General features: G+C 67.4%; 16 protein-coding genes. 9 read left to right on the top strand and 7 right to left on the bottom strand.

Annotated elements, in window-relative coordinates; all coding sequences use genetic code 11:
* Positions 1–129 precede the first annotated feature (129 nt).
* From OG758_RS21580 to OG758_RS21565, 4 genes are all read right to left on the bottom strand, one after another.
* Positions 130–2793 (bottom strand): N-acetylmuramoyl-L-alanine amidase, encoded by a 2664-nt coding sequence (locus OG758_RS21580; RefSeq protein ID WP_326711513.1) that lies wholly within the window; start codon positions 2791–2793, stop codon positions 130–132.
* 145 nt (positions 2794–2938) lie between these two features.
* Positions 2939–3148, bottom strand: a complete 210-nt coding sequence (locus OG758_RS21575; RefSeq protein WP_326711512.1) for a hypothetical protein — start codon at positions 3146–3148, stop codon at positions 2939–2941.
* Positions 3141–3374: a hypothetical protein gene (locus OG758_RS21570; protein ID WP_326711511.1), complete on the bottom strand. Its 234-nt coding sequence runs from the start codon at positions 3372–3374 to the stop codon at positions 3141–3143. The genes OG758_RS21575 and OG758_RS21570 overlap by 8 nt, the downstream gene beginning before the upstream one ends.
* The gene (locus OG758_RS21565) at positions 3374–3979 is read right to left on the bottom strand and encodes a hypothetical protein (RefSeq protein ID WP_326711510.1); all 606 of its coding nucleotides are present in this window, start codon (positions 3977–3979) and stop codon (positions 3374–3376) included. The genes OG758_RS21570 and OG758_RS21565 overlap by 1 nt, the downstream gene beginning before the upstream one ends.
* A gap of 1731 nt (positions 3980–5710) precedes the next feature.
* Between OG758_RS21565 and OG758_RS21560 the strand changes: the two genes are divergently transcribed.
* The 4 genes from OG758_RS21560 (at position 5711) to OG758_RS21545 (ending at position 15433) form a co-directional block, all read left to right on the top strand.
* Entirely contained in the window at positions 5711–13318 is a 7608-nt protein-coding gene (locus tag OG758_RS21560) for a golvesin C-terminal-like domain-containing protein (protein ID WP_442810431.1), read from the top strand.
* A gap of 94 nt (positions 13319–13412) precedes the next feature.
* Positions 13413–13880, top strand: a complete 468-nt coding sequence (locus OG758_RS21555; RefSeq protein ID WP_326711508.1) for a hypothetical protein — start codon at positions 13413–13415, stop codon at positions 13878–13880.
* A 231-nt stretch (positions 13881–14111) separates the two neighbouring features.
* Positions 14112–14639 (top strand): hypothetical protein, encoded by a 528-nt coding sequence (locus OG758_RS21550; RefSeq protein ID WP_326711507.1) that lies wholly within the window; start codon positions 14112–14114, stop codon positions 14637–14639.
* Positions 14640–14884: 245 nt separating this feature from the next.
* Positions 14885–15433 carry an SMI1/KNR4 family protein gene (locus OG758_RS21545; RefSeq protein WP_326711506.1) on the top strand — a complete coding sequence of 183 codons (549 nt, stop codon included), beginning with the start codon at positions 14885–14887 and terminating at the stop codon, positions 15431–15433.
* A 114-nt stretch (positions 15434–15547) separates the two neighbouring features.
* On the opposite strand, the gene OG758_RS21540 is transcribed toward OG758_RS21545, so the two are convergent.
* Positions 15548–17551, bottom strand: coding sequence for a calcium-binding protein (locus OG758_RS21540; RefSeq protein WP_326711505.1), 2004 nt, complete (start codon positions 17549–17551; stop codon positions 15548–15550).
* 307 nt (positions 17552–17858) lie between these two features.
* Between OG758_RS21540 and OG758_RS21535 the strand changes: the two genes are divergently transcribed.
* The 3 genes from OG758_RS21535 to OG758_RS21525 all read left to right on the top strand — a co-directional run bounded on the left by OG758_RS21535 (position 17859) and on the right by OG758_RS21525 (position 19528).
* Positions 17859–18245, top strand: a complete 387-nt coding sequence (locus OG758_RS21535) for a hypothetical protein (protein ID WP_326711504.1) — start codon at positions 17859–17861, stop codon at positions 18243–18245.
* Positions 18246–18302: 57 nt separating this feature from the next.
* Positions 18303–18806 (top strand): SMI1/KNR4 family protein, encoded by a 504-nt coding sequence (locus OG758_RS21530; RefSeq protein WP_326711503.1) that lies wholly within the window; start codon positions 18303–18305, stop codon positions 18804–18806.
* A gap of 152 nt (positions 18807–18958) precedes the next feature.
* Positions 18959–19528: a DinB family protein gene (locus OG758_RS21525; protein WP_326711502.1), complete on the top strand. Its 570-nt coding sequence runs from the start codon at positions 18959–18961 to the stop codon at positions 19526–19528.
* 9 nt (positions 19529–19537) lie between these two features.
* Here OG758_RS21525 and OG758_RS21520 read toward each other — a convergent pair whose 3' ends face one another.
* Positions 19538–19801 carry a DUF397 domain-containing protein gene (locus tag OG758_RS21520; RefSeq protein WP_326711501.1) on the bottom strand — a complete coding sequence of 88 codons (264 nt, stop codon included), beginning with the start codon at positions 19799–19801 and terminating at the stop codon, positions 19538–19540.
* Positions 19782–20612: a helix-turn-helix domain-containing protein gene (locus tag OG758_RS21515; protein WP_326711500.1), complete on the bottom strand. Its 831-nt coding sequence runs from the start codon at positions 20610–20612 to the stop codon at positions 19782–19784. The genes OG758_RS21520 and OG758_RS21515 overlap by 20 nt, the downstream gene beginning before the upstream one ends.
* 118 nt (positions 20613–20730) lie before the next feature.
* On the opposite strand from OG758_RS21515, the gene OG758_RS21510 reads away from it, so the two are divergent.
* The gene (locus tag OG758_RS21510; protein WP_100594949.1) at positions 20731–20949 is read left to right on the top strand and encodes a hypothetical protein; all 219 of its coding nucleotides are present in this window, start codon (positions 20731–20733) and stop codon (positions 20947–20949) included.
* Between the two features lie 179 nt (positions 20950–21128).
* Positions 21129–21953, top strand: a complete 825-nt coding sequence (locus OG758_RS21505) for a hypothetical protein (protein ID WP_326711499.1) — start codon at positions 21129–21131, stop codon at positions 21951–21953.
* The last annotated feature ends 50 nt before the right edge of the window (positions 21954–22003 follow it).

The following is a 22003-nucleotide window of genomic DNA, read 5'->3' as shown; positions in this document are numbered from 1 at the left end:
GGCGCGGCGACGCAAGTGCGGGCACAAAGCAGACAGGGCTGTGCCAGGGCTGCCAGGGCCGAAACGACTCTCGCCGCGCGGTTCCCGGGAGTGTCGGGAGCCGCGCGGCGAGAGGTTGTGCGGGTGTGGCTACGGGGCCAGCGTGGTGCCCAGGTGGTTGCCCGTCGCGGTGCCGAGCTGCGTCAGTCCGTAGTACTTGGACGTCGAGAGGCCGAGCCCCGTGCTGTTGCTCGGGACGTACAGGAGCGTGCCGTTGCCGGCGTCCTCGCCCGCCGCGCCGATCACCAGGTCCGCGCGGCCGAAGCCGGTCAGGTCGGTGAGGGAGACGGCGGAGCCCAGTTTGTCCTCGGTCTCCGTGGAGCCGGGGACGCCGGGCTCGTCCTGCGAGATCGCGAGGGCGCCGGTGCCGGTGAGGCCGGTCGCCGAGCCCTTGAACAGCAGCGACGTACCCGCGTTGGAACGGTTGCTGGTGCGGGTGATGTCCTCGCCCGGGGCGCCGGCCAGGACGTCCGCGTAGCCGTCGGCGTTGTAGTCGCCGACCGAGACGGACGAGCCGAGGGCGTCGCCGGACTCGGCCGCGCCCGGGACGCCGCTGGTCGCCTGGTGGATGGTCTTGGCACCCGTGGCGGTGAGGCCCGTGCCCGCGGTGCCGTAGACGGCGGTGACCTGGCCGCCCGCGTAGGCGCCGGACTCGGCGGTGTAGGGCTGGCCGATGACGATGTCGTCGACGCCGTTGCCGTCGATGTCGCCGGCGGCGACGGCGCGGCCGCCCTTCACGGTGAGGGTGCCGGCCTTGGTGAGGCCGTTCCTGCCGCCCTTGAACCAGACGACCCGGCCGATGGACGTCGAGTCGCGGTAGTTGAGCGCGACGTCCGCGTAGCCGTCCTTGTTGAAGTCGCCGCTGGTGGCGTCCTCGTAGGAGAGGGCCGTGTCACCGCTGGTGATGTTGGAGCTGCTCTCCTGGCCCTCGGCGTAGCGCGCGGTCCAGGTGCCGCCGGTGCCGGTGGAGGACGCGAAGACGTCCGCGTTGCCGTCGGCGTTGAAGTCGCCGACCGCCACGGCGGAGCCGTACTTGGCGCCGTTCGCGTAGAAGCCCTCGTCGAGGTTCATCTGCGCGCCGGTGGTGAAGGCGGGGCCGTACAGGATGGTGACGGCGCCGCGGTCGGCGTGCGAGGAGGTGTCGTCCTCGCCGGGCTGGCCGATCGCGAGGTCGGCGTAGCCGTCGCCGTTGATGTCGCCGGTGGCCACGGCGGCGCCCCACTGGTCGCCGGCCTCACCGGCGCCGGGCACGCCCGGGCTGGACTGTGTGAGCGAGATCTTCTTGGTGCTGTCGGGGCCGCTCGCGCCGCCCGGCACGACGACGACGCGGCCGCCGCTGGAGGCGCTGGGCAGGCCGGTGACGAGGTCGCTGATGCCGTCGCGGTTCACGTCGGCGGTGGGGATGGCGGAGCTGCGGCCCGCGCCGGCGGCGAAGGAGCGGATCGTGCCGAGCCGGTCCTCGAGCTGCTTGCCCGGGCACTCGGTGGCGTACGCGTCCTGGTGGCCGGAGATGGTCCGCAGGGTCGCGGTCTCGCCGGTCTTGTAGACGCCGGTGTCACCGGCGGCGACGAGGTTCACCGAGCCGTTCGGGTCGACGCCGTACTGGCCGAGCTTGTACGCGGCGACGCGTGCGGCGGACTCCATCGCGGCCCGCGAGGGCTTGGAGTTCACGAAGTTGCCGAGGACCGCGATGCCGGTCGAGTACGAGTTGAAGCCGTACGTGTGCGCGCCGAGGACGGGCTCGTCGATGCCGCCCTCGCGGCCCTCGAATATCTGGCCGCACTTGTCGACCAGGAAGTTGTAGCCGATGTCCTTCCAGCCGTTGCCGTCCGGCGCCGGCTTCACGTGGTACGCGTAGTCGGCGCGGATCAGCTTGGCCGAGTCGGCGCAGCTGTAGTCGTTCGCGTCCACGGTGTGGTGGATGAAGACGGCCTGGATCTTGTCGATGTACTCCGGCGGGCTGTAGTTGACCGCGAGAGAGGTGTCCGGCTTCCACTCCGACCGCATGATGATCGGCGGCTGCTTCACCGTCGAGGGCGGGGCCGGGGGCTTGGTGGGCGTCGGCGACGGGCTGGGGCTCACGCTCGCGCTCGCCGAGGCGGAGTCCGACGGACTCGGCGAGGCGGCCGGAGCCGAATCACTGGGCGACGCCGACGGCGAGGGGTTCTCCAGGGCGGAGTCCGAGGGAGACGGCGAGGGGGACTCGTCGAGGTCGGTGGTGTACGCCGCGTTCTGCGGCCCACCGGCAGCGACGGATGCCTTGGCCGCCTTCGCTTCCTTGGAGGTGACACCCGGGTCGACCATCGCCAGGGTGAGCCCCTTGGGCAGTGCGGTCGACGACCCGTCGGCGGCGACCACGCGCGCCTCGACGCCGTCCGAGGGCCCGACCCACCGGGACTCGGACATGCCCCGCACGCCGTTCTTGCTCTCGGCGGTGTCGGGGTCGGGCAGGTGCGAGTCCGTGTTCACGGACACCCAGTCGGTCCACTTCCCGGTCACGCTGCTGCGCGTGCGGACCTGGGCGGTGCCCTTGAGCTCGGCGCTCTGCTTGTCCCAGGTGACGCCGACCAGCGAGAACGGCTCCGTGCCGGTGCGCGGGAGCTCCCGCCTGGTGCTGCCGTCGGCCTTCAGTTCGGCGGAGCGCACCTTGACCGGCCGCGGAGTCGTCGCGGAGGGGCTGGAACCACCGGACGCCTCCGGGCTGGCGACGGCGTACGTCACCACACCCGCGCCGCCGAGGACGACGGCACCCATCGTCACCCAGGCCCTGCGCTTGAGACTCAGCGGTTTGTACGCATGAGATCTGCGCGCACGCGAAATTCGCGGCCCCAATTGCCCCACCCCTTGAAGAAGTTCAGAGAATGTTCACAAATGCCTCACCCGTCACACGGGTAGCGTTCTATTCAGCGGTAGACCAACGACAAACGTCACTGGTTGCCCTGGTGTGCTGTACATCACCTGACCAGTCGTTCGGTCGGCCGCCGATGCCGGTCCCCGCGGGGGATCCGAGCGCGGTGAGGCCGTAGGCGGCGCCCGCCCCCGCGCTCAGGGCCATGATCGTTCCGTCGCCCGCGTTCTCGCCCTCGGCGCCGATCGCGAGGTCAGCCACGCCGTCCCGGTGCCCTGAGCATGCTGAACGCCTCGGTCGAACGGGCGGCGAGGACGCCCCTGCCGGGGGCGGTCCCGTCCGGTACGGCGACGGTGTGGACGGCTCCCTTGTGCACGGCGGCCTGCGCGGCGGCGGGGTGCGCCCGCCCCGACAGGGAGACGACGCTGAGCACGATGGCGGCGGCGAGCGCGGTACGGGCGGCCTGGCGGCCGAGACTCGGGTACATCACTGCTCTCCCTGCGCGCTCGCCGGGGACTCGGAGACCTCGGGCTCGGGCAGCTCGCCCTGACACGTGGCGCGGCCGAACTTGCCGTAGGCGGTGGCTGTTTGGACGTGCTTGCCGCGGATGGCGAGCTGGCAGCTTGCCCGACCGCCCTTCTCGCCGAGCGTGATGGTCACGATGGGCGGCTTTCCGAGCGGCACACGCACGGTCTTCTTCCAGGGCAGCGTGACGCCGTGCGCGGCGACGGCCTTGCCGGACTCGCTGCGGGCCTGCCAGGTGAGATCGGCGGTGCCTTCGCCACTGACCTCGTACGTCACGGAGGCGGTGGGGACGTGACGCTCGGGCTTCTCGTCCGTGTCGAGCACTCCGTAGAGCACGAGTCCGGCACAGGCGGCGACGAGAACACCACAAACGGCTATGCCGCGCCGGTCAACTCCCTTGCCACTCTTGGCTTCGTCGGCGTTCCCTGACTCGCCCGAGGGCTTCGCCTCCTTCGCTCCCTCGGTGTCCTTGGTGCCCGCGGATTCGTCGGGCGCCTCGGCTTCTTCCGTGGTCGTTTCGGCCGTGTCGGTGGGTTCGGTCGGCTCTGACTGTTCGGGCGATGGCATGGGCCTGGCTTTCGTGAGGCGAACATTCCTCGCGCGAATGCGTCGCGCTCGGCGGAGAACCGGGCGGTTATACCGCATGCGGGAGCGGCCGTTCCAGTGTCCGGAACAAGCGGGCGAATGGGACGAGGCTCAAACTTACGCACAGCACCCCTCGCAACACCCCACGGAACGACCCGAAAGATGCCTGCAGCTGACCCGCCACCGTTTCGATGAATAGAAACCCCGCCGACGTTTATCCCTTTCGGGACGGCGAGCGTGACCAGTCGCGGGCGACGGCTCAGCCCTCCACGGCACGGACACACCGGTGATCGCGATGCCGCCGAGGTCGGTGGCCACGCCGGCTTCACGGGCGACGGCTCGTGCGCAGCGAGTGCCGGGTCCAGATCATCTGCGGATGATCCGCCCCGGGGAGAGTCAATTGCCCGATTGATTCGCTCTGTTGACATGGCCATGCGCAACTGATTAGAAATCTTCCGCCCGTGAAGGAGAAAGCCAGAAACCGACCGACGCATGCCCGGAAGACCTCTTCGGCCAGGGGTCTTCCGGACTTACGTCGGCCAATCCGCCCTGCCCAGCAGCCGACCTTCCCCAGGGGCGCACAACAGTCGTCCGGACGGAAAACCCGTCCGGAAGTTCGGCATGCCCGCATTACGTGCTCGAGAGCAATACCGCACGGGAAACGGGTGTGCCGCAAAGGAAAGGGCACGGGACGTGAAAGTCCGCTATGGGAGATTGATCTCCTGCCTTGTGGTGTCGGCGGTGGTGAGCGCAGCGCTGCCGCAGTTGGCCTATGCCTCCGCACCGGACGCCGGCAAGGACGGTGACGACAAGGGTGTCGTCGACACCGTCAAGAGCTGGTTCTCCGACGACGACAGCGGAGATCAGGCCAAGCCGCCTACGGGCGGGAAGCTGGAGATACCCAGCCGGGAGAAGCTCCCGAAGGGCAAGAAGGCCGCCAAGCCCAAGCGCGTCAAGGAGCTGACCTCCCGCCGCACGGAGCACGCGCGCTTCTGGCAGCTGTCCAACGGGCAGATCCAGGCCGAGCTCTCCCAGGTACCGACCGCGTACCGCTCGGGTTCGGGCAAGAAGAAGTCCTGGAAGTCGATCGACACCGCCGTCGACGCGACCAAGGCCAAGGGCTACGACTTCGTCAACACATCGAACTCTGGGCGTAGTTGGTTCGGTTCGGACCCGGACAAGCTGCTGAAGTTCCAGGCAGGCGCGCACGGCCCGGCGGTGACGCTGGGTCTCAAGGGTGCGTCGTCCAAGTCGGTCGATCCGACGGCCAAGGGCTCCACCGTCACGTACAAGGACGCGGCCGCCGGTGGCGCGGACCTGGAGTACCAGGTCGGTCCGGGCCGCGTGAAGGAGAACATCGTCCTGGCGAAGAAGCCGGACGGGCCCGTCTCCTACACCTTCACGCTGGACGCGCACGGGCTGACGCCGAAGGCGCGGAAGAACGGCTCGATCGAGCTGTACGGCGAGCTGCCCAACACGCCGGTGATGACGATCCCGGCCGCGTACATGTCGGACACCCGCAAGGACGCCGACTCCCCCTACGGGCTCGCGTACAGCCCCAAGGTGAAGCAGAAGCTGGTCCGGGACGGCAAGAACTGGACCATCGTCGTCACGCCGGACGCGAAGTGGCTGGCGTCGTCCAAGCGGCAGTACCCGGTGTCGATCGACCCGACGATCACGATCACGCCGACTCCGTCGCAGTCGCAGGACACGATGGTCCTCTCGGACCAGCCGGCGGCGAACTTCAACAACACCTGGAAGATGTCCGTCGGCAAGACCGACACGGGTATCGCGCGGTCGCTGATCCAGTTCCCGCTGGACGAGATCCCGGCCGGGACGAAGATCGACTCGGCGCGTCTGGGCATGTACTTCGACCAGGCGCACACCACCAACGCCAATGACGTCACGATGGAGGTCCACCGGGCGACCGGCCCGTGGACCGAGTCGGGCGCCACGTGGTCCAACACCAGTGGCCTGTCGGGTGAGCTCTCCGGTACCACCGTCCAGATCGACGACGGCGACACCGGGACCGCCGCCGTCGGCGAGTGGCCCCGGGCCACGACGACCGGCGGCGCGGCGACCAATGACGACTTCGCCTACAACAAGAACAGCCTGACCGGCGAGTCGTACACCTGGCAGCCGATGGTCAACGAGACCGCGTCCTACCGGGTCGAGGCGCACTTCCCGCCGGCCTCGGACGGCGCGACGGCGGCCCCGTACACGATCACGCACCGGGACGGTACGGGGACCGGCACGGTCAACCAGTCCGGCACCACGTCGGCGTGGAAGACGGTGAACAGCAGCCAGTTCTACTTCTCCAAGGGCAACGCGGGGAAGATCGTTCTGGGCGACACCAACAGCTCCACGACCCGCAACATCGCGGACTCGATCCGTCTGGTGAACCCCGCCCAGATCGTCAAGAACACAGGCGAGTACAACCAGTGGCACGACTTCGCGGTGACGGACACCGTGCAGAAGTGGGTCTCGGGCACGGCCACGAACAACGGCTTCGTGATCCAGGCCCAGGACGACACGCTGGCCGCGACGCCCACCGGCGGTCCGCGCTACGAGTCCGGTGACGGCGACTACGGCGGCGAGACCTCCTCGTACCCGCGCCTGACCGTGACGTACGGCAAGGTCGGCTCGGCGCTCAACTCGCCGACGATCGTGCACGACACGGGCCCGGAGCTGTCCTGGTCGGCGTACAAGAACACGACCGGCGACACCGGCCAGGACATCGTCGAGTACCAGCTGCACCGCTCCACGCAGCAGGTCTTCACGCCGAGCGCGGCCACGCTGGTGGCCCCGGTCGACAAGGCGAGCACGGCCTACACGGACACCACCGCGACGCCGACGCCCGACTCGTCCACGGACGAGATCGGCCGCTCGTACTACTACCAAATCGCGGTGAAGACGAAGGACGGCTCCGTCATCGGGTCGCCCACACGCATCGTCGGCGTGCCGAAGGCCGGCCGCACGATGAAGCTGATTCAGGGCACGGCGGGCGGCGTCACCGACACCACCCTCTCGTCCCAGCAGCCGACGACCAACGAGGACACGATCCTCTCGTACACGCCGCAGAAGTGGCTGAGCGTCGGCAACAACTCGGGCACGTACGGCAAGACGCGCGCCGGGCTGAAGTTCCCGACGACGTCGATCCCCGCGACGGCCACCGTTCTCGACTCCAAGCTCTACATGTGGGGCGCGGAGACGACGACCGGCACGAACGGCGCGATCTACGAACTCCACGGCCTGACCAAGGACTTCGACGAGACGACGGCGACCTGGAACAACGCCACGTCGACCACTCCCTGGACGGCGCCGGGCGGTGACTTCTCCGGCACCGTGTCCGACACGGTGGCGCAGGTCTCCGAGGTCGGCCGCCACTGGTGGGATGCCACTTCGCTCACGCAGGGCTGGGTGAAGACCCCGTCCAGCAACAAGGGCGCCCTGCTGAAGCTGAAGGACGAGACGACCACCGGTCCGCAGGAGCGCACGCTGTTCCTGTCATCGGAGACCGCCGACCAGCAGCTCGGCCCGCTGCTTCGCGTGATCTACGTGGACGCGACGACGGAGAACACGTACTACGCTCCGCAGACGCCTCAGCGCATGACGCCGAACTCCACGTACTCCGTGGACGTGACGGTCACGAACACGACTGGCACCGAGTGGCTCGCGGGTGAGCGGCAGCTCTCGTACACCTGGAAGCTGCCCGACGGCACGGACATGACGACGGGCGGCAATCAGCTGTCCACGGCGATTCCGAACCTGAAGCCGGCCCAGTCGGCGACGGTGCATGCGCAGGTCAAGACGCCGATCAACTCGGACGAGGGCAACAAGCGCACGGACTACGTGCTCGGCTGGGACGTCAAGAAGGTGTCGGACGGCAGCTGGCTGTCTGCGGGTACGGGAGGCATCCCGTCCCTGAAGCAGAACGTGGCGGTCGAGGACCCGACGTCGAACTCGCTGGGCCTGGAGAAGTTCTACTCCTACACCGGCAAGAACACCGGCGCCGGCGCGACCGTGATGAGCAACCTCGCGTCCGGCAACAGCGTGTGGTCGTACAACGCGTTCACGAACCCGGGACGCGGTCTCAGCACTTTCGCCCGGTTCTCGTACAACTCGCTCGACACGTCGGACACGGTGCTCGGCGCGGGCTGGTCCGGGCAGGCGGCGGGACCCATTCGCCTGGGGGCACCGCTGGACTTCCATCCGAACCCGAACCCGACGGAGATCCGTCTCCCGGACGGTGACGGTACGACGCACGTCTTCGCCAAGCAGCCGGACGGCACCTGGAAGGCCCCGGCAGGCGTCCACTACAAGGTCACGATGAAGTCGGGCCTGGACTGCACGCCGAACAAGGACCCGATCCCCGACGCGTGGACGCTCACGCGCCCGGACGGAACCCGGTTCCTCTTCGGTTGCGACGGCTACATGACGTCCGCGATCGACAAGAACGGCAACACCCAGACGTACACATACGAGGAGCACAAGTCGGGCGGCAAGCCGACCAAGTACCTCGCGTACATCACCGACCCTGCGGGCCGGCAGACGCTGACTGTCACGTACTTCGACAAGTCGACGGCGCCGTTCCCGAAGGTCGCCGATCACGTCCAGTCGATGACGGACATCTCGGGCCGCAAGGTCACGTTCGAGTACTCGGACAAGGCGCTGCTGACGAAGATCACTGACGGTGCGGGTTCGTCCCAGCCGAAGGTGTTCGCCTTCACGTACGACGCCACGCAGGGCAACAAGAACGTCAAGCTGGTCCAGGTCGACGACCCGCGCGGCAAGGCCACGAAGCTCGACTACTTCGCGCCGAAGACCGGCGACGACCCGAAGTACCACTGGTGGACGAAGACCATCACGGACCGTCTCAACGGGGCGACCGGCTTCGGATACGGAGTGGACGCGGGGAACGCGAAGTTCACCGACACCACGGTCACCGACGCAGAGTCGCACACCACCACCACCGTGACGGACGACTTCGGCCGTCCGGTGCAGACCACCAACGCCAAGTCGCAGACCGGCAAGATGAGCTGGGACGCGAACAACAACGTCACCTACCTCGAAGAGGCCAACGGCGCCAAGACCGCGTACTGCTACGACCAGAAGACCGGATACCCGCTGTGGCAACGTGACGCGGAGAACAACAAGGCGGGCGTACCCCCGACCAGCGACTGCGCGCCGGGCACCTTCCCGGCCAACAGCCAGCAGTACACGTACCAGACCCGTCTGGACGGCTACAGCGCCGACCTGTTCACCAAGACCTCCCCGGAGGGCCGCAAGTGGCAGTTCGGCTATGACTCCTTCGGCAACCTGAAGACGGTCACCGACCCCAAGGGCGTCGCCACCACCGGAACGGCCGGCGACTACACCACCTCGTACGAGTACGACGGCTACGGTCAGCAGACCAAGTCGACGGACGCCAACGGCAACGTCACGACGAACAGCGCCTTCGGTCCCACCGGTTACCCGGCGACCATCACGGATGCGCTGAACAAGTCGACATCCTTCGTCTACGACGAGCGCGGCAAGGTGACTCAGGTCACCGACGCGCTGGGCAAGAAGACCACGCAGGCCTACGACACCTTCGGGCGTCCGCTGGCCAGCACGGTGCCCAAGGACCAAGCGGCGGGCGTTCTCATCACGAAGCCGGCGCCGGAGTACGACGCCAACGACAACGTCACCAAGTCGACGGCGACCAACGGCGCCGTCTACGAGGTGGCGTATGACGCCGCCGACCAGGCCATGTCGTCCACCAGCCCCAAGGACACGACTTCGTCCGACGAGCGGAAGACGACCTACGCCTATGACAAGGTGGGCAACCTCAGGACGTCCACCGAGGCCAAGGGCAACCTGGCGGGCTCGGCGGCAGGCTCGTACACGACGACGAACAACTACGACGCGATCAACGAGCTGACGTCGGTCGTCAACGCCGACCAGGACGAGATCAGCTACGCGTACGACAACGTCGGCAACGTCATCACGGTCGTCGACCCGAAGAAGAACGCGACGGCCGACACCACCGACTACACCACCAAAACCGACTACGACCTGAACCACCGCGTCACCGTTGTCACGGACGCGGCGGGCAAGACCAACAAGCGAGGCTACGACAAGGACTCGCTGGTCACCTCGACCACGGATGCTGAGAACAACACCACGCTCATCAGTTACGACGAGCGCGGAAAGCAGATCCAGGTCAAGGTCCCGTACGACGGCACGTCACCGATCACGTACCACAGCACGAAGTACGAGTACGACCAGGTAGGCAACACCACCAAGGTCATCACTCCGCGAGGTGTGGCCGCCGGCTCCACAGAGGCGTTCGCGGCGCGTACGGACTACGACGCGCTGAACCGCCCCGCCAAGCAGTACCAGCCCTACGATCCGGCCGACGCCCGCTACAACAAGGCGGACGTCTACACCCGCACCGACTACGACGAGGTGGGCCGGGTCGCCAAGACCTCGCTGCCGCCCTCGGCGGGTCAGTCGGTCCGTAGCGACACCAGCTACAGCTACTTCGACAACGGCTGGGTAAAGTCGTCCACGGACCCGTGGGACATCGTCACCACGTACGACTACAACGAGCTGGGCAAGCAGACCGCCCGGACGCTGACGTCGGCAGGCGGGTCCTCCAACCGCACCATGGGCTGGTCGTACTACCCCGACGGCAAGCTCAAGTCCCGTACGGACGACGGTGTTCCGGTCGGTAAGTCGGTGGTTCTCGCCGACAACTCCGACACCCAGAACACCTCGTCGACCGGTACCTGGGCGAAGGGAGACATCGCCGGTCAGCAGGGCTACGACCACCAGACCCACGCGGCGGGCGCGGGCAGCGACTCCTTCACGTGGACGCTGAACGTTCCTCAGGACGGCACCTACACGGCGTATGTGAAATACCCGAAGGTGACGGGCGCGGCGACGGCGGCGAAGTACACGCTCACGCACGGGTCGGGCACGGTGGACAAGACGGTCGACCAGACCGCGTCCACCGGCACCTGGGTGTCGCTCGGCTCGTACGCGTTCAAGCAGGGCAATGGTGCCAAGCTCCAGCTGTTCCAGAACAGTTCGGGTGCGGTCGTGGCCGACGCGGTGAAGCTTGTCCGGGACACCACGGGTGACCCGGTCGCCGACCAGAAGCGGTCCTTCGGCTACGTCTACGACGCCAACGGCAACCTGACCTCCATCGGTGACGCCACACCGGGCGCCGAGATCGACGCCTATGGGGCCGAGTACACCGGTCTCAACCAGGTGGCGAAGGTGACCGAGTCGCTGGCCGGCCAGCAGAAGAAGGCCACCAGCTACACCTACGACGCCGACGGTCAGCCGGACACTGCCACCCACCCCGACCAGTTCTCCAAGTACACGTACGACGTGCGTGAGCTGGTCAAGTCCGTGTCCGTGGGCAAGAACCCGACGGATGCCGACCCGAAGGTCACCGCGTACACCTACACCGACAACGGCCAGAAGCTGAAGGAGACGAAGGACAACAGCAACACCGTCGACTACGGGTACTACCTCGACGGCTCGGTCAAGTCGACGACCGAGAAGAAGGGCAACGGCTCGATCGTCGCCTCCCACACCTACGCCTACGACCCCAACGGGAACAAGGCGCAGGACGTCGCGAAGAAGATGAACGCCGACGATCACGCGGCGTACCTGTCCTCGACGACGGACTACACCTACGATCCGGCCGACCGGCTCGCCAAGTCGGTCAAGACGGGTACCGGCGCCGCGACGGAGACGTACGTCCACGACGACAACGCCAACGTCACGAACCAGACCGTCCAGGGCATCACGACGGCGTTCGCCTACGACCGCAACCGGCTGCTGACGGCGTCGACGACCGGAGCCACGGCCAACTACAACTACGACCCGTACGGCCGCCAGGAGTCCATCACCACGGGCGGCCAGATCGTCCAGCGGAGTACCTACGACGGTTTCGACCACGTCACCAAGTCGGAGACGGCGGACACCTCCGGGGCGCTGCAGCCCACGACGTACACGTTCGACCCGCTGGACCGCACCACCTCGCAGACCGCCAAGGGCAAGACGACGGACTACGAGTACCTGGGTCTGTCCCACCAGGTCCTGGACGAGAAGGTCGCCGGCGAGCTGACCAAGTCGTACCAGTACAGCCCGTGGGGTGAACGCCTGTCGCAGATCAAGTACAACGGGGACGGCACGACCGAGGACAGCTACTACGGCTACAACGGCCACTCCGACGTCGAGACCCTGACCGACTCGACCGGCGACACCAAGGCCACCTACGGGTACACGGCCTACGGCTCGGACGACGTGTCGGAGTTCACGGGCGCCGACAAGCCCGACCAGGCCGACCCCACGAAGGAGGAGTACAACCCCTACCGCTTCAACGCCAAGCGGTGGGACGCCCAGTCCGGCACGTACGACATGGGCTTCCGCAGCTACGACCCGGGTCTCAACCGCTTCACCAGCCGGGACATGTACAACGGTGCGCTCGCCGACATGAGCCTGGGCGCCGACCCGTACACGAGCAACCGCTACGCGTTCACCGGGGGCAACCCCACCAGCCGCGTGGAGTACGACGGTCACGACTGGTGCTTCGGCGTCTGTGACGCCGTCGGCGACGCGGTCGGTAGCGGGCTGGACTGGGCCGGGGACAACGCCGACACGCTGGTCGACGCGGGGCTTCACACCGCGGAGATCATCGGCGGTGCGATGGCGATCGGCGGCGGAATCGACGAGATAGCCGCCGGTGTCGGACTCTGCATCGTTGGCGGCATCGAGACGCTCGGCGCGGCGTGCGTCGCCGGCGCCGGTGTCGCGGTCGCCGGTGTCGCTACGATCGCCGTCGGAGTAAGTGCTGTCGCCGACGGCGCCATCGGTCTCAGCAACGACCTTACGACGCTGCGCAATTCGGACTCGGGAAGCTCGTCGGGTGGCAGCGGTTCCGGCTCGAAGTCGACGGATCCCGGCGCCCAGAACCCGGACATCACCTGGAAGACCGACGATTTCGACGGTTGGCAGCATGTCCAGGACACGCACCGCATCGGCGGCAAGGACTACAACGCTGAAACCAAGGGTGCCTTCATCGGCAAGGGCAAGAAGGTGCAACAGTGGATTCAGCAGGTAGTGAAGAACAACCCGGCCAAGCCCAACCCCACGCCCGGAAACGACGGGTATATCTATGAGGGAAGGATCAATGCGGGTCCCGACGGCGTTGGCATTCTGAGCAAAAAGCAGAGTCAGGGTCTGGGTACGAATAGGGGATACGGGATCAGGGTAGTTCTCAATCCTGACGGAAGCCTGAGAACGGCTCACCCTATTCCGTAATGCACGCCGAGTAGTATAGTCGCCGACCGCCCGCGACGGGGTTGTTTTGCCTGGGTGGTCGGCGGCTACCTCAGAAGACGCATATTGGAGAATAATGTTTAACGTCACTTTTGCCCCAGAGTCGATGCGGGAAATGACGGAAAAGCAGCGTGAAAAGCTGGCGGCTGGTCGTGCCAGTGAAATGGATATGCGGTATGAGTACTTTTGGGTAGATTTTGACTTGACCGTGGACGGCTTCGACCCCGAGTGGTTCCCGGGAATTCCGGTCCTTGACCTCATGTTCTGCCTTCTCTATTCTGCGCAGGCGATCCGGGAAGGCAATCCCGGCACGATTAGCTTCACGGAAAGTGACATGCTGATTCATCTCGCTCCAAGTGGTGAATATCTGTCCGTGGAAAGGTCCTGGAATCCCACTGCAGGCAGCTGTTCCATTGCCGAGTTCCTGGCCGGTGTATCCCGGTTCTCCGGCGAGGCCTTGGAGTACATCGCTCGCAGGTACCCGGACTTCGAGGGGCACCCCACTCACCGAAAATTGATGGACATGTTGGAGCAGGTTGGGTGAACAGCCCGGATTGGCGGACGGCATGCTGATTTCCTGAGCGTGTCCGTTCCCCGGCCCGACATCGAGGCGTGTACATCGCCCCCAGAGTTCCCTGGGGGCGATCGTCATTCAAGAGGAGCTTCCTCAATGCCATCCCAGGGAAGACAAAATTTCAGGGCAGGAGCCGAATATGGGTGAGTTCAGGCCGCTGCCGATTTCCTCGTCTCCAAGTGGCTGGAAGGGCTCGGACAGATGGTGAGGGTCGAAGAGCTGGAGGCCGCGCTTCCGTCGATGACGCAGTGGCGTGTGGCGGCGGGTCGTAGCGTGGATTGGGCTGCCCTCGAAGCGGACCTGGGTACGGCGCTGCCGTCCGACTACCGGTCCCTGGCGGAGGCGTATCCGGCACTGGTCATCGACGACTTCCTCTTCGTGGCCGTGCCGCGGCCCGGGGTCGAGACGGCATGGGCGTCCGGGGCCAGGGAGTCGGCCGAGATCCTCCAGGATCTGTACGAGATGGGCGACGCCCAGGACTACGTCCCCTACCCGCGGCCCGGTGGTCTGTTGCGCTGGGCGGAGTCCAATGAGGGGGACTACCTCTACTGGAGGATGAGCTCACCCGATCCGGACTCCTGGCCCGTGGTGGTGCGTGGGGCCAACGGCGACTGGTCGGAGTTCCCGGTTGGTGCCGTTGAGTTCCTGACCGGCGTGTACCGGCGGACCATCGACGTGCCGGGCCTGCCCGAGGGTTTCCCGAGTGACGACCCGAAGGTAGTGGCCTGAGTGACCGCATCGACTGATCGGCAGCTGCCGTGGCTCTGCTTTACGCGACCGACTCCAACGGAACTTCGAGCGATAACCTGACGCCCTCACAACGTGACTTTCGACCCGGATTCTATGCGGGAATTGACGGAGAAACAGCTGAGTTCCTCGCCGGCGTCTCCAGCTTCTCCGGCGAGGTGTTGGAGTACATCGCCGGCAGGTACCTCGATTTCCAGGGGCACCCCACACACCGAAAGTTGATGGACATGCTGACGATCGAAGAGCTGGAGGCCGCGCTTCCGGCGATGACGCGGTGGCGTGTGCCAGGAGGGCACAGCGTGGACTGGGCCCTCCTGGAGGCGGCCCTCGGGACGGGGCTGCCCTCCGACTTCCGCGCGCTGGCGGAGGCGTACCCTGTGCTGGTCATCGACGACTTCCTGATGGTGTCCTCTCCGGCCCCCGGGGCCGAGGCGTCATGGGCGTCCGCGTCCAGGGAGGACGAGATCCTTCAGGATCTGTACGAGATGGGCGACACCGAGGGCTACGTTCCCTTCCCGCAGCCGGGAGGCCTGATCGGCTGGGCGGATTCCAATTCGGGGGACTCCTTCTACTGGAGGACGAGCTCCCCGGACCCGGACGCCTGGCCGGTGGTCGTCCGCACGGACAACGCCGAGTGGTACGAGTTCCCGGTCGGCGCCGTCGAGTTCCTGGCCGGCGTGTACGGGGGCACCATCGACGTGCCGGGCATGCCCGGGAACTTCCCCGGCGACTTCCCCGAGGTGCTGGGCCTGAGCGACCGTATCGACGGCACCTGATCCGGCGCATGTGAACAGCGATCGCCCCCAGGGTTCCTGGGGGCGATCGTCATTCAGCAGGGTTGGGGTCTGCCCCCGGTCCGAGGATCCTCGGCAGTGACCGGGCGGCCGGGGCTACGGGCAGCTCACGCGGCCGTCGCCGGGGTCGGTCGTGCAGGTGTCGGTGCCCATGCCGCCGTTGGCGGTGTCGTTGCCGGAGACGTTGTCGACCGTGTTGAGCCGGTCGTTGCCGAAGTAGCCGGTCAGGGTGTCGTTTCCGGGGCCACCGATCAGGGTGTCGTTGTCGAACCCGCCGTCGATGTTGTCGTTTCCGGAGCCGCCGTAGACGGTGTCGCTGCCGAAGCTCGCCCGGACGGTGTCGTTGCCGCTCAGGGCGCAGATCACGTCGTTCCCGTAGCCACCCGTGAGGGTGTCGGCGCCGCTGGTGCCGGTGATCGTGCAGCCGTGCGCGTTGTTCACCGTGCTGGTCGCCGTCGCGGAGTTGTTGGCGGGTACCGGATCGGTCTGCGTGGCGGTGACCGTGGCCTTGTCGGACAGGGTGCCGGTGGCCCGGGGTTCGGCGACCACCGTCACCGTGGTCGAGGCACCCGAGGCGAGGGAGCCGAGCGCGCAGTTGGCGCTGGTGGATGTGATGGTGCAGGTGCCCTGGCCGGGCGTGGCCGACAGTACGGTGCCGGGTCCGGTGAGAGCGTCCGCAAGTGTGATGCCGGTGGCCGCCGTCGTGGTGCTCTTGTTGGTCACCGTCACGGTGTACGTGGCCTGATCGCCCAGGCTGACGGTGGCCGGTCCGGTCTTCGTGACGGACAGGTCCACGCCGGTCGGCGGCGGCGTGGCGGCGACCTGGTAGCGGACCAGTCCTCTGTCGTCGCCGGTGTTGCCGGAGACGACGATCTTGCCGTCGGACTGCAACGCCACCGCGCTGGCCGAGTCGAAGAAGCCGAGGTAGACGTCGGTGGTGACCTTGCCGCCGGTCCCGAATCCGCTGTCCAGACTGCCGTCGACGTTGTAACGAGCCACCGCGAAGTCGGCCTGGCTGATGCCGGCGGCGACGATCTTCCCGTCCGGCTGCAACGCCAGGTCGGAACTCCCGTCCAGGGTTCCGGCCCCGAAACTCGTGGTGACCTTGCCGTCCCCGTCGAATCCGCTGTCGAGTGTGCCGTCGGGGTTGTAGCGGGCCAGCGCGAAGTCGAAGTCGCTGGTGCCGGAGACGACGAGTTTCCCGTCCGGCTGCACCTTCAGCCCGCCGGCGACGTCGGCCGTGGCGAAGGGGGTGGTCACCCTGCCGTCGCCGTCGAAGCTCGTGTCGAGGCTGCCGTCGGTGTTGTAGCGGGCGAGCGCGAAGTCCGAGGCGTTCGCCGGGTAGTTGTACCCGGCGCGTCCGGCGACGGCGATCGCGCCGTTGGTCTGCAGCGCCACGTCGTAGGCGGTCGCGCTGCCGCCCGCGAAGCCGGTGATGACCTTGCCGTCGCCGTCGAAGCTCGTGTCGAGGCTGCCGTCGGGGTTGTAGCGGGCGAGCGCGACGTTGGGCCCGCTCTCGCCGACGGCGACGATCGCGCCGTTGGCCTGCACCGTCACCGCGTAGGCCTCCTGCACGCCCGTGCCGAAATCGGTGAGCGCGATGCCGTCGCCGTCGAAGCCGGTGTCGAGGCTGCCGTTGCTGTTGTAGCGGACGACCGTGAACCGGTTGCCTCCGCTCACGGGATCCACGCTGCGGCCGACCACGACGATCTTGCCGTCCGGCTGCACCGCCACCCCGTTGGCGATGTCCTCGTCGCCCCCGCTCACGTCGGTCAGGACCAGGCCGTCGCCGTCGAAGCTCGTGTCGAGGCTGCCGTTGGTGTTGTAACGGGCCAGGGTGAAGTCGGCCGCCCCGCCTTGTGGAGGGTTGTTGAGGCCGACGGTGACGATCTTGCCGTCCGCCTGCAACGCCATGTCGCGGCTCTCGTCGTATCCGCCGAAGTCGGTGACGACCTTGCCGTCGCCGTCGAAGCCGGGATCGAGGTCGCCCGGCGCGGCCAGCGCGGCTCCGGGCGCGGTCAGGACGAGCGCGAGGCCAGTGGCTGCGGCAGCACCGGTTCGTCCCAGCGTTCTTCGCAGACCAGTAATGGGTGTGGGCATGGAGACCTTTCCGCCTCTCATCGCGGAGCAGCGGGCCGCTGCTTCCCGTGGCAGGCCACAGCCTGTTGACACCGCCGGGGCCGGACCCCTGCGGCTGGCCGCGCTGGTCTCTTTGGACCCCGTGATCCACTCCCACGGATGAGGGCCGGCGATCGGGCTCGGCCCGAAGCGACTCCGGCCTGGCTTCGTCCTCGGCCCGGCGCGTCCGGATCACTTCGTTTGTTCCGTCTGTTCCATTTATTTCGTCGCTCGCGTGTGAGGGGTGCCTTGTTGTAGAACCGGGGCCTTCCTCGGGCTGGAGGGGGCTATGTACCGAATGGGCCGGGAGGCGGAGGAATTCATGGAGCGCGACGAACTGGTCGACGCCGTCACGCGGCTGATCGGCTACGACCCCCAGCCGTTGAAGTGCCGCGAGCGAGGACACGGAGCCGGGCACGTGTGCGTCGCCACATCCGATGAACTCGATTTCACCGGCGTGGTGGATGGCATCAGCAGCCGGTACGGGTCCTCCCGCAACCTCGCCATGCGCGGCTTCGTCGATCCCACCGTGGACGCGACGACCGGGCTTCCCGTGCTCGCGCCCTTTGGCACCGACGTGATCGACATGCGGGCCTGGGCGCATGCCGGTTCGTGGATAGGGGCCGGGACGGTCCGGAAGGGCGGCGACGTACGGCATGTCGTCCTCGTCGCCTAGCGGGCCGCGCCCGTCGTGGCGGGGCTGCCGGCCGACGCCACGTGGGTGGAGCGGGTCGTGGCCGTGACCGGGTGGGCCGGTGAGGCCTGTACGGTCGACTGGGATGCGGTGGAGGCGCGGCTCGGCACCCGGCTGCCCGCGGACTTCAAGCAGCTCGCCGAGATCTTCGGATACGGCGCCTTCGACGGCTTCCTCACCCTCTACGTTCCCGAGTCCGACGTCCCCGGCATGGACTTCGTGGAGCATGCGGAGTATCTGGCCGGGTTCGCGGCCCGCTCGGGCACGAGCCTGTGGGAGCCGTACGGCATCCATCCGGCTCCCGGCGGACTCCTGGAGTGGGGGTCGTCCGAGCAGGCGGACCAGTACTACTGGCTCACCGAGGGCGACGACCCCGACCGCTGGCCCGTCCTGGCGTCGCAGGACATCCCGGATTCCTGGACCCGTTTCGACGGCACGGCCGCCGAGTTCGTCTTCCGCATGCTCACGGAGCGCTCACATCCGCACTCGGTCGCCCGCTATTACGACACGCACTGGTTCCAGAGTTACGAGGACGAGGAGTAGTTCCAAGGCGACGGCACCACGTCGATCTCTCGCAGCGTGCCGGCCCGGCCAAGGTTCGGCCTCGTGCGCTCGGTCGTCGCTCGGAGTCCCGCAGGACTCCGTCGGATACGCGTACCGCAAATCAGTGGCGGGCCCGGCCCCCACCGACAACCATGCGACGTATGACTGACCAACCCGCACGATGGAGCCAGGCGTCCGTCTACCCCGATATGTGGGCCGACCCGGACGACGACCCCCGCAGCAGCGAGGGAGTCAGCGCGGAAGGCGAACTAGAGACGCTCCAGACGTTCCTGACGGACTATCGCCTGACCCTGCGGATGAAGTGCGAGGGACTGGACCCGGAGCAGCTGGCCCGCCGGTCGGTACCGCCGTCGACGATGTCGCTGCTCGGCCTGCTGCGGCACCTCGCCGAGGCGGAGCGGGACTGGCACAACTGGATAACCGACGGCGAACCGCTGCCGAAGCTGTACGGCGAGCCGGACGGGGACTTCAACGGCGCCGTCGCCGAGCAGGCCGTGATCGACGCCGCGTACGCCGATCTCGAACGCGAGCAGGCCGCGACGGACGCCGCGCTGGCCGGGCACCCGGATCTGGGCGAGCGTCTCGGGAAGGTCGAGATCCCGGTACGGGAGCTGCTGGTGCACCGGGTCGAGGAGTACGCCCGCCACTGCGGCCACGCCGACCTGCTGCGCGAGTGCATCGACGGAAGGGTGGGCCAGTAGGCCCGTCGCTCAGTGGCGCGGGCGGTCGGCCACCTTCACCGCACCGAGGAACGCCGTCCACGCGCCGCTGGTGAACACGACGGCCGGACCGTGAGGGTTCTTGCTGTCACGTACGGGGACGTGGGCGGCGCAGGCGTGGTCGTTGTCGACGCTGACTTCGAGGCACTGGCCGCTCTCGCCACCGCTGTAACTCGACTTGCGCCACATCGGCAGGGCTGAGGCGTCGGGGACGCGGATGCCCTGCCACTGCTGCTCACTGCTGCTGTGCGTCATGCTCGCAATCCTCCGCGACGGACCTGATCAGCGCCAGGGACTTACGGTGCGACAGGGCGTCGCCCATGGCGTGATCGTAGGCCGTCTGGCATTCGCGTACCACGGAGGGGAGTTCGAGGACGCGACCCCATGTGAGGCCCTCTACGTACGCGACCTGAGGCAGGTCCTCGAACCACATCAGGGACACCGGACCCTCCAGGAGAGCGTGCAAACCCACGGAGAAGGGCAGCACGTGGACGCGAATTCGGCGGATTTCGCCTAATTCCACGATGTGACGGAGCTGCTCGCACATCACTGTTGGGCCTCCCACGGGGCGGCGCAACACCGCCTCGTCCAGGAGAAACCACGTCACTGGCGACTTGAAGTCGTCCAGGACGCGGGCCCTTGCCAGGCGTGTGACAAGGAGCCTGTCACGTTCCTCGTCGGTCTTCGGCGGGAAGCCGGACTGGAGCACTTCGCGGGCGTATGCCTCGGTCTGGAGCATGCCCGGCACGAGCTTCGGCGCGTAGGTCCTGATCACCGTCGCCTGGCGCTCCAACTCCAGTGCTTCTGCGAAGTGTTCGGCGACGCTTCCCTCTCCCTGCGTGGGCAGGAAGTTCTCGAAGACCCCGCCCGTAGTCAGCACCTGGTCCAGGCGTCGCGCGTCCTCAAGCGACGGCCGGCGGCGCCCCGCCTCGATGTGGGCGATGTGGGTACGCGACATGATGGCCCGCGCGCTCAACTCCTCCTGCGTGAACCCGGCGGTCTCCCGGCGGCGCCGCAACTCTTCGCCGTAACTCGTCCGGGAACCGGGATTGTCCTCGATCGCCATCCGCAACTCCCGTATGTGCGACTTGCGTTGTCACGCTCGGACCACTGGCGAGCCTAGCTGCGGCGACCTCACTCTGTGACCGGTTTCCCACGCAAAGCGAGATCGAGAGGCAGTGCCGATGCAGCACGGGGAAGGCGCGTTCGTCGCCCACACCGGTACGGACGTCTACGGGCCCGGCAAGGTGCTCGGCGTCGACGGGGAGTCGCGGCGCGTGCGCTTCGTGTACTTCGTGGCGACGATCGCGGCGCGAGACCTGCGGCCGGCCTCGGAAAGTGAAGAGGTGTGGGTACGGGCGTGGCTGCGGGAGCGCGCGCAGAGATACGGCGGGCAGTGGTGACTACGTCAAGTGACCGTTCGCATACGCAAGTTGCGGTACGGTGAGCGCGACAGCACGCCTCACATGAGGCGGCCCTCAACGCTGGTTCGCACCCAGCGAAGAGGGCCTTCATCACCAGTGGAAGAAGCCACCGGAAAATGCTTCGTCATGCTATCGCGCCTGCCCGTTTCTTCAGTCAGGTGCCGAACGAAATCCTCCGCCATCCGCGCCTCTCGTCGGACGCCGTACGGCTGTTGACCTGGCAGTTGTCGCTCCCCGGTGACGCCAAGGACCCGTTGTCGAAAACCGCCCGTCAGGCCGGGATCGGCAAGTGCGCCTTCAACCGCGTCAAGGGCGAACTGAAGCGCGAGGGCTATCTGCACGAGTGGCGCCAGCAGGGCGTTCGTGGACTGTGGTCGACCGTGCAGCTCGTCTCGAATGTGCCGCTGAAGCCGGAGCAGGCGCTCGCCTTACGGGACGTGGCTCCGACGGGTGGAAACCCGGCCGCCGGTGAGCCGACCGGCCGGACCGTCGGCCGTCATCCAGAAAAACCCGTTCTTGAGAACACCCCCCACCATCCCGAGGCGCCTCCGGAGACGCAGGCGCCCGAGGCTGCCGCGGCCACGGAAGCCGGGCGCCAACTCGTCGCCACGATCCTGGACTTGGAGCCAAGGCTCCGCGTACCGCGCGGCATACTGCCGCAGCTGGCGGCACTGGCAAGCGCCTGGCTGGAGGCGGGCCACACACCAGGCGGCGTAAGGGCGCATGTGCAGCGCAGCTTGCCGGGCCCGAAGCAGCCGATCCATAAGCCGGGCGGCCTGCTGCGGTACATCCTGGGCGACGTACCACCGGCGCCTGCCGAGGAAGAGTCCCGCCGCCCCGAACCCGTACAGCCACGCATCGCCCGACTGCGGGAATGCGAGGGCGTGCATACGCAGGCGCGCTTGTTCCGGCCGGAGGGCGACGAGGAGTTCTGCGGCGAGTGCCTGCGGGGGCGAGTGGCTGACGGCGCGGCGCGGCTGTAGAGCCGCTCCGGGCGGCCCGATTGCCGGGACGCGGAAACCTGTACCTCCCA

This window comes from Streptomyces sp. NBC_01474 (genome assembly GCF_035918215.1).
GTDB lineage: Bacteria > Actinomycetota > Actinomycetes > Streptomycetales > Streptomycetaceae > Streptomyces > Streptomyces aureus.
Note: the sequence above shows the minus strand (reverse complement) of the source record. Positions and strands in the feature narration are given on the sequence as shown.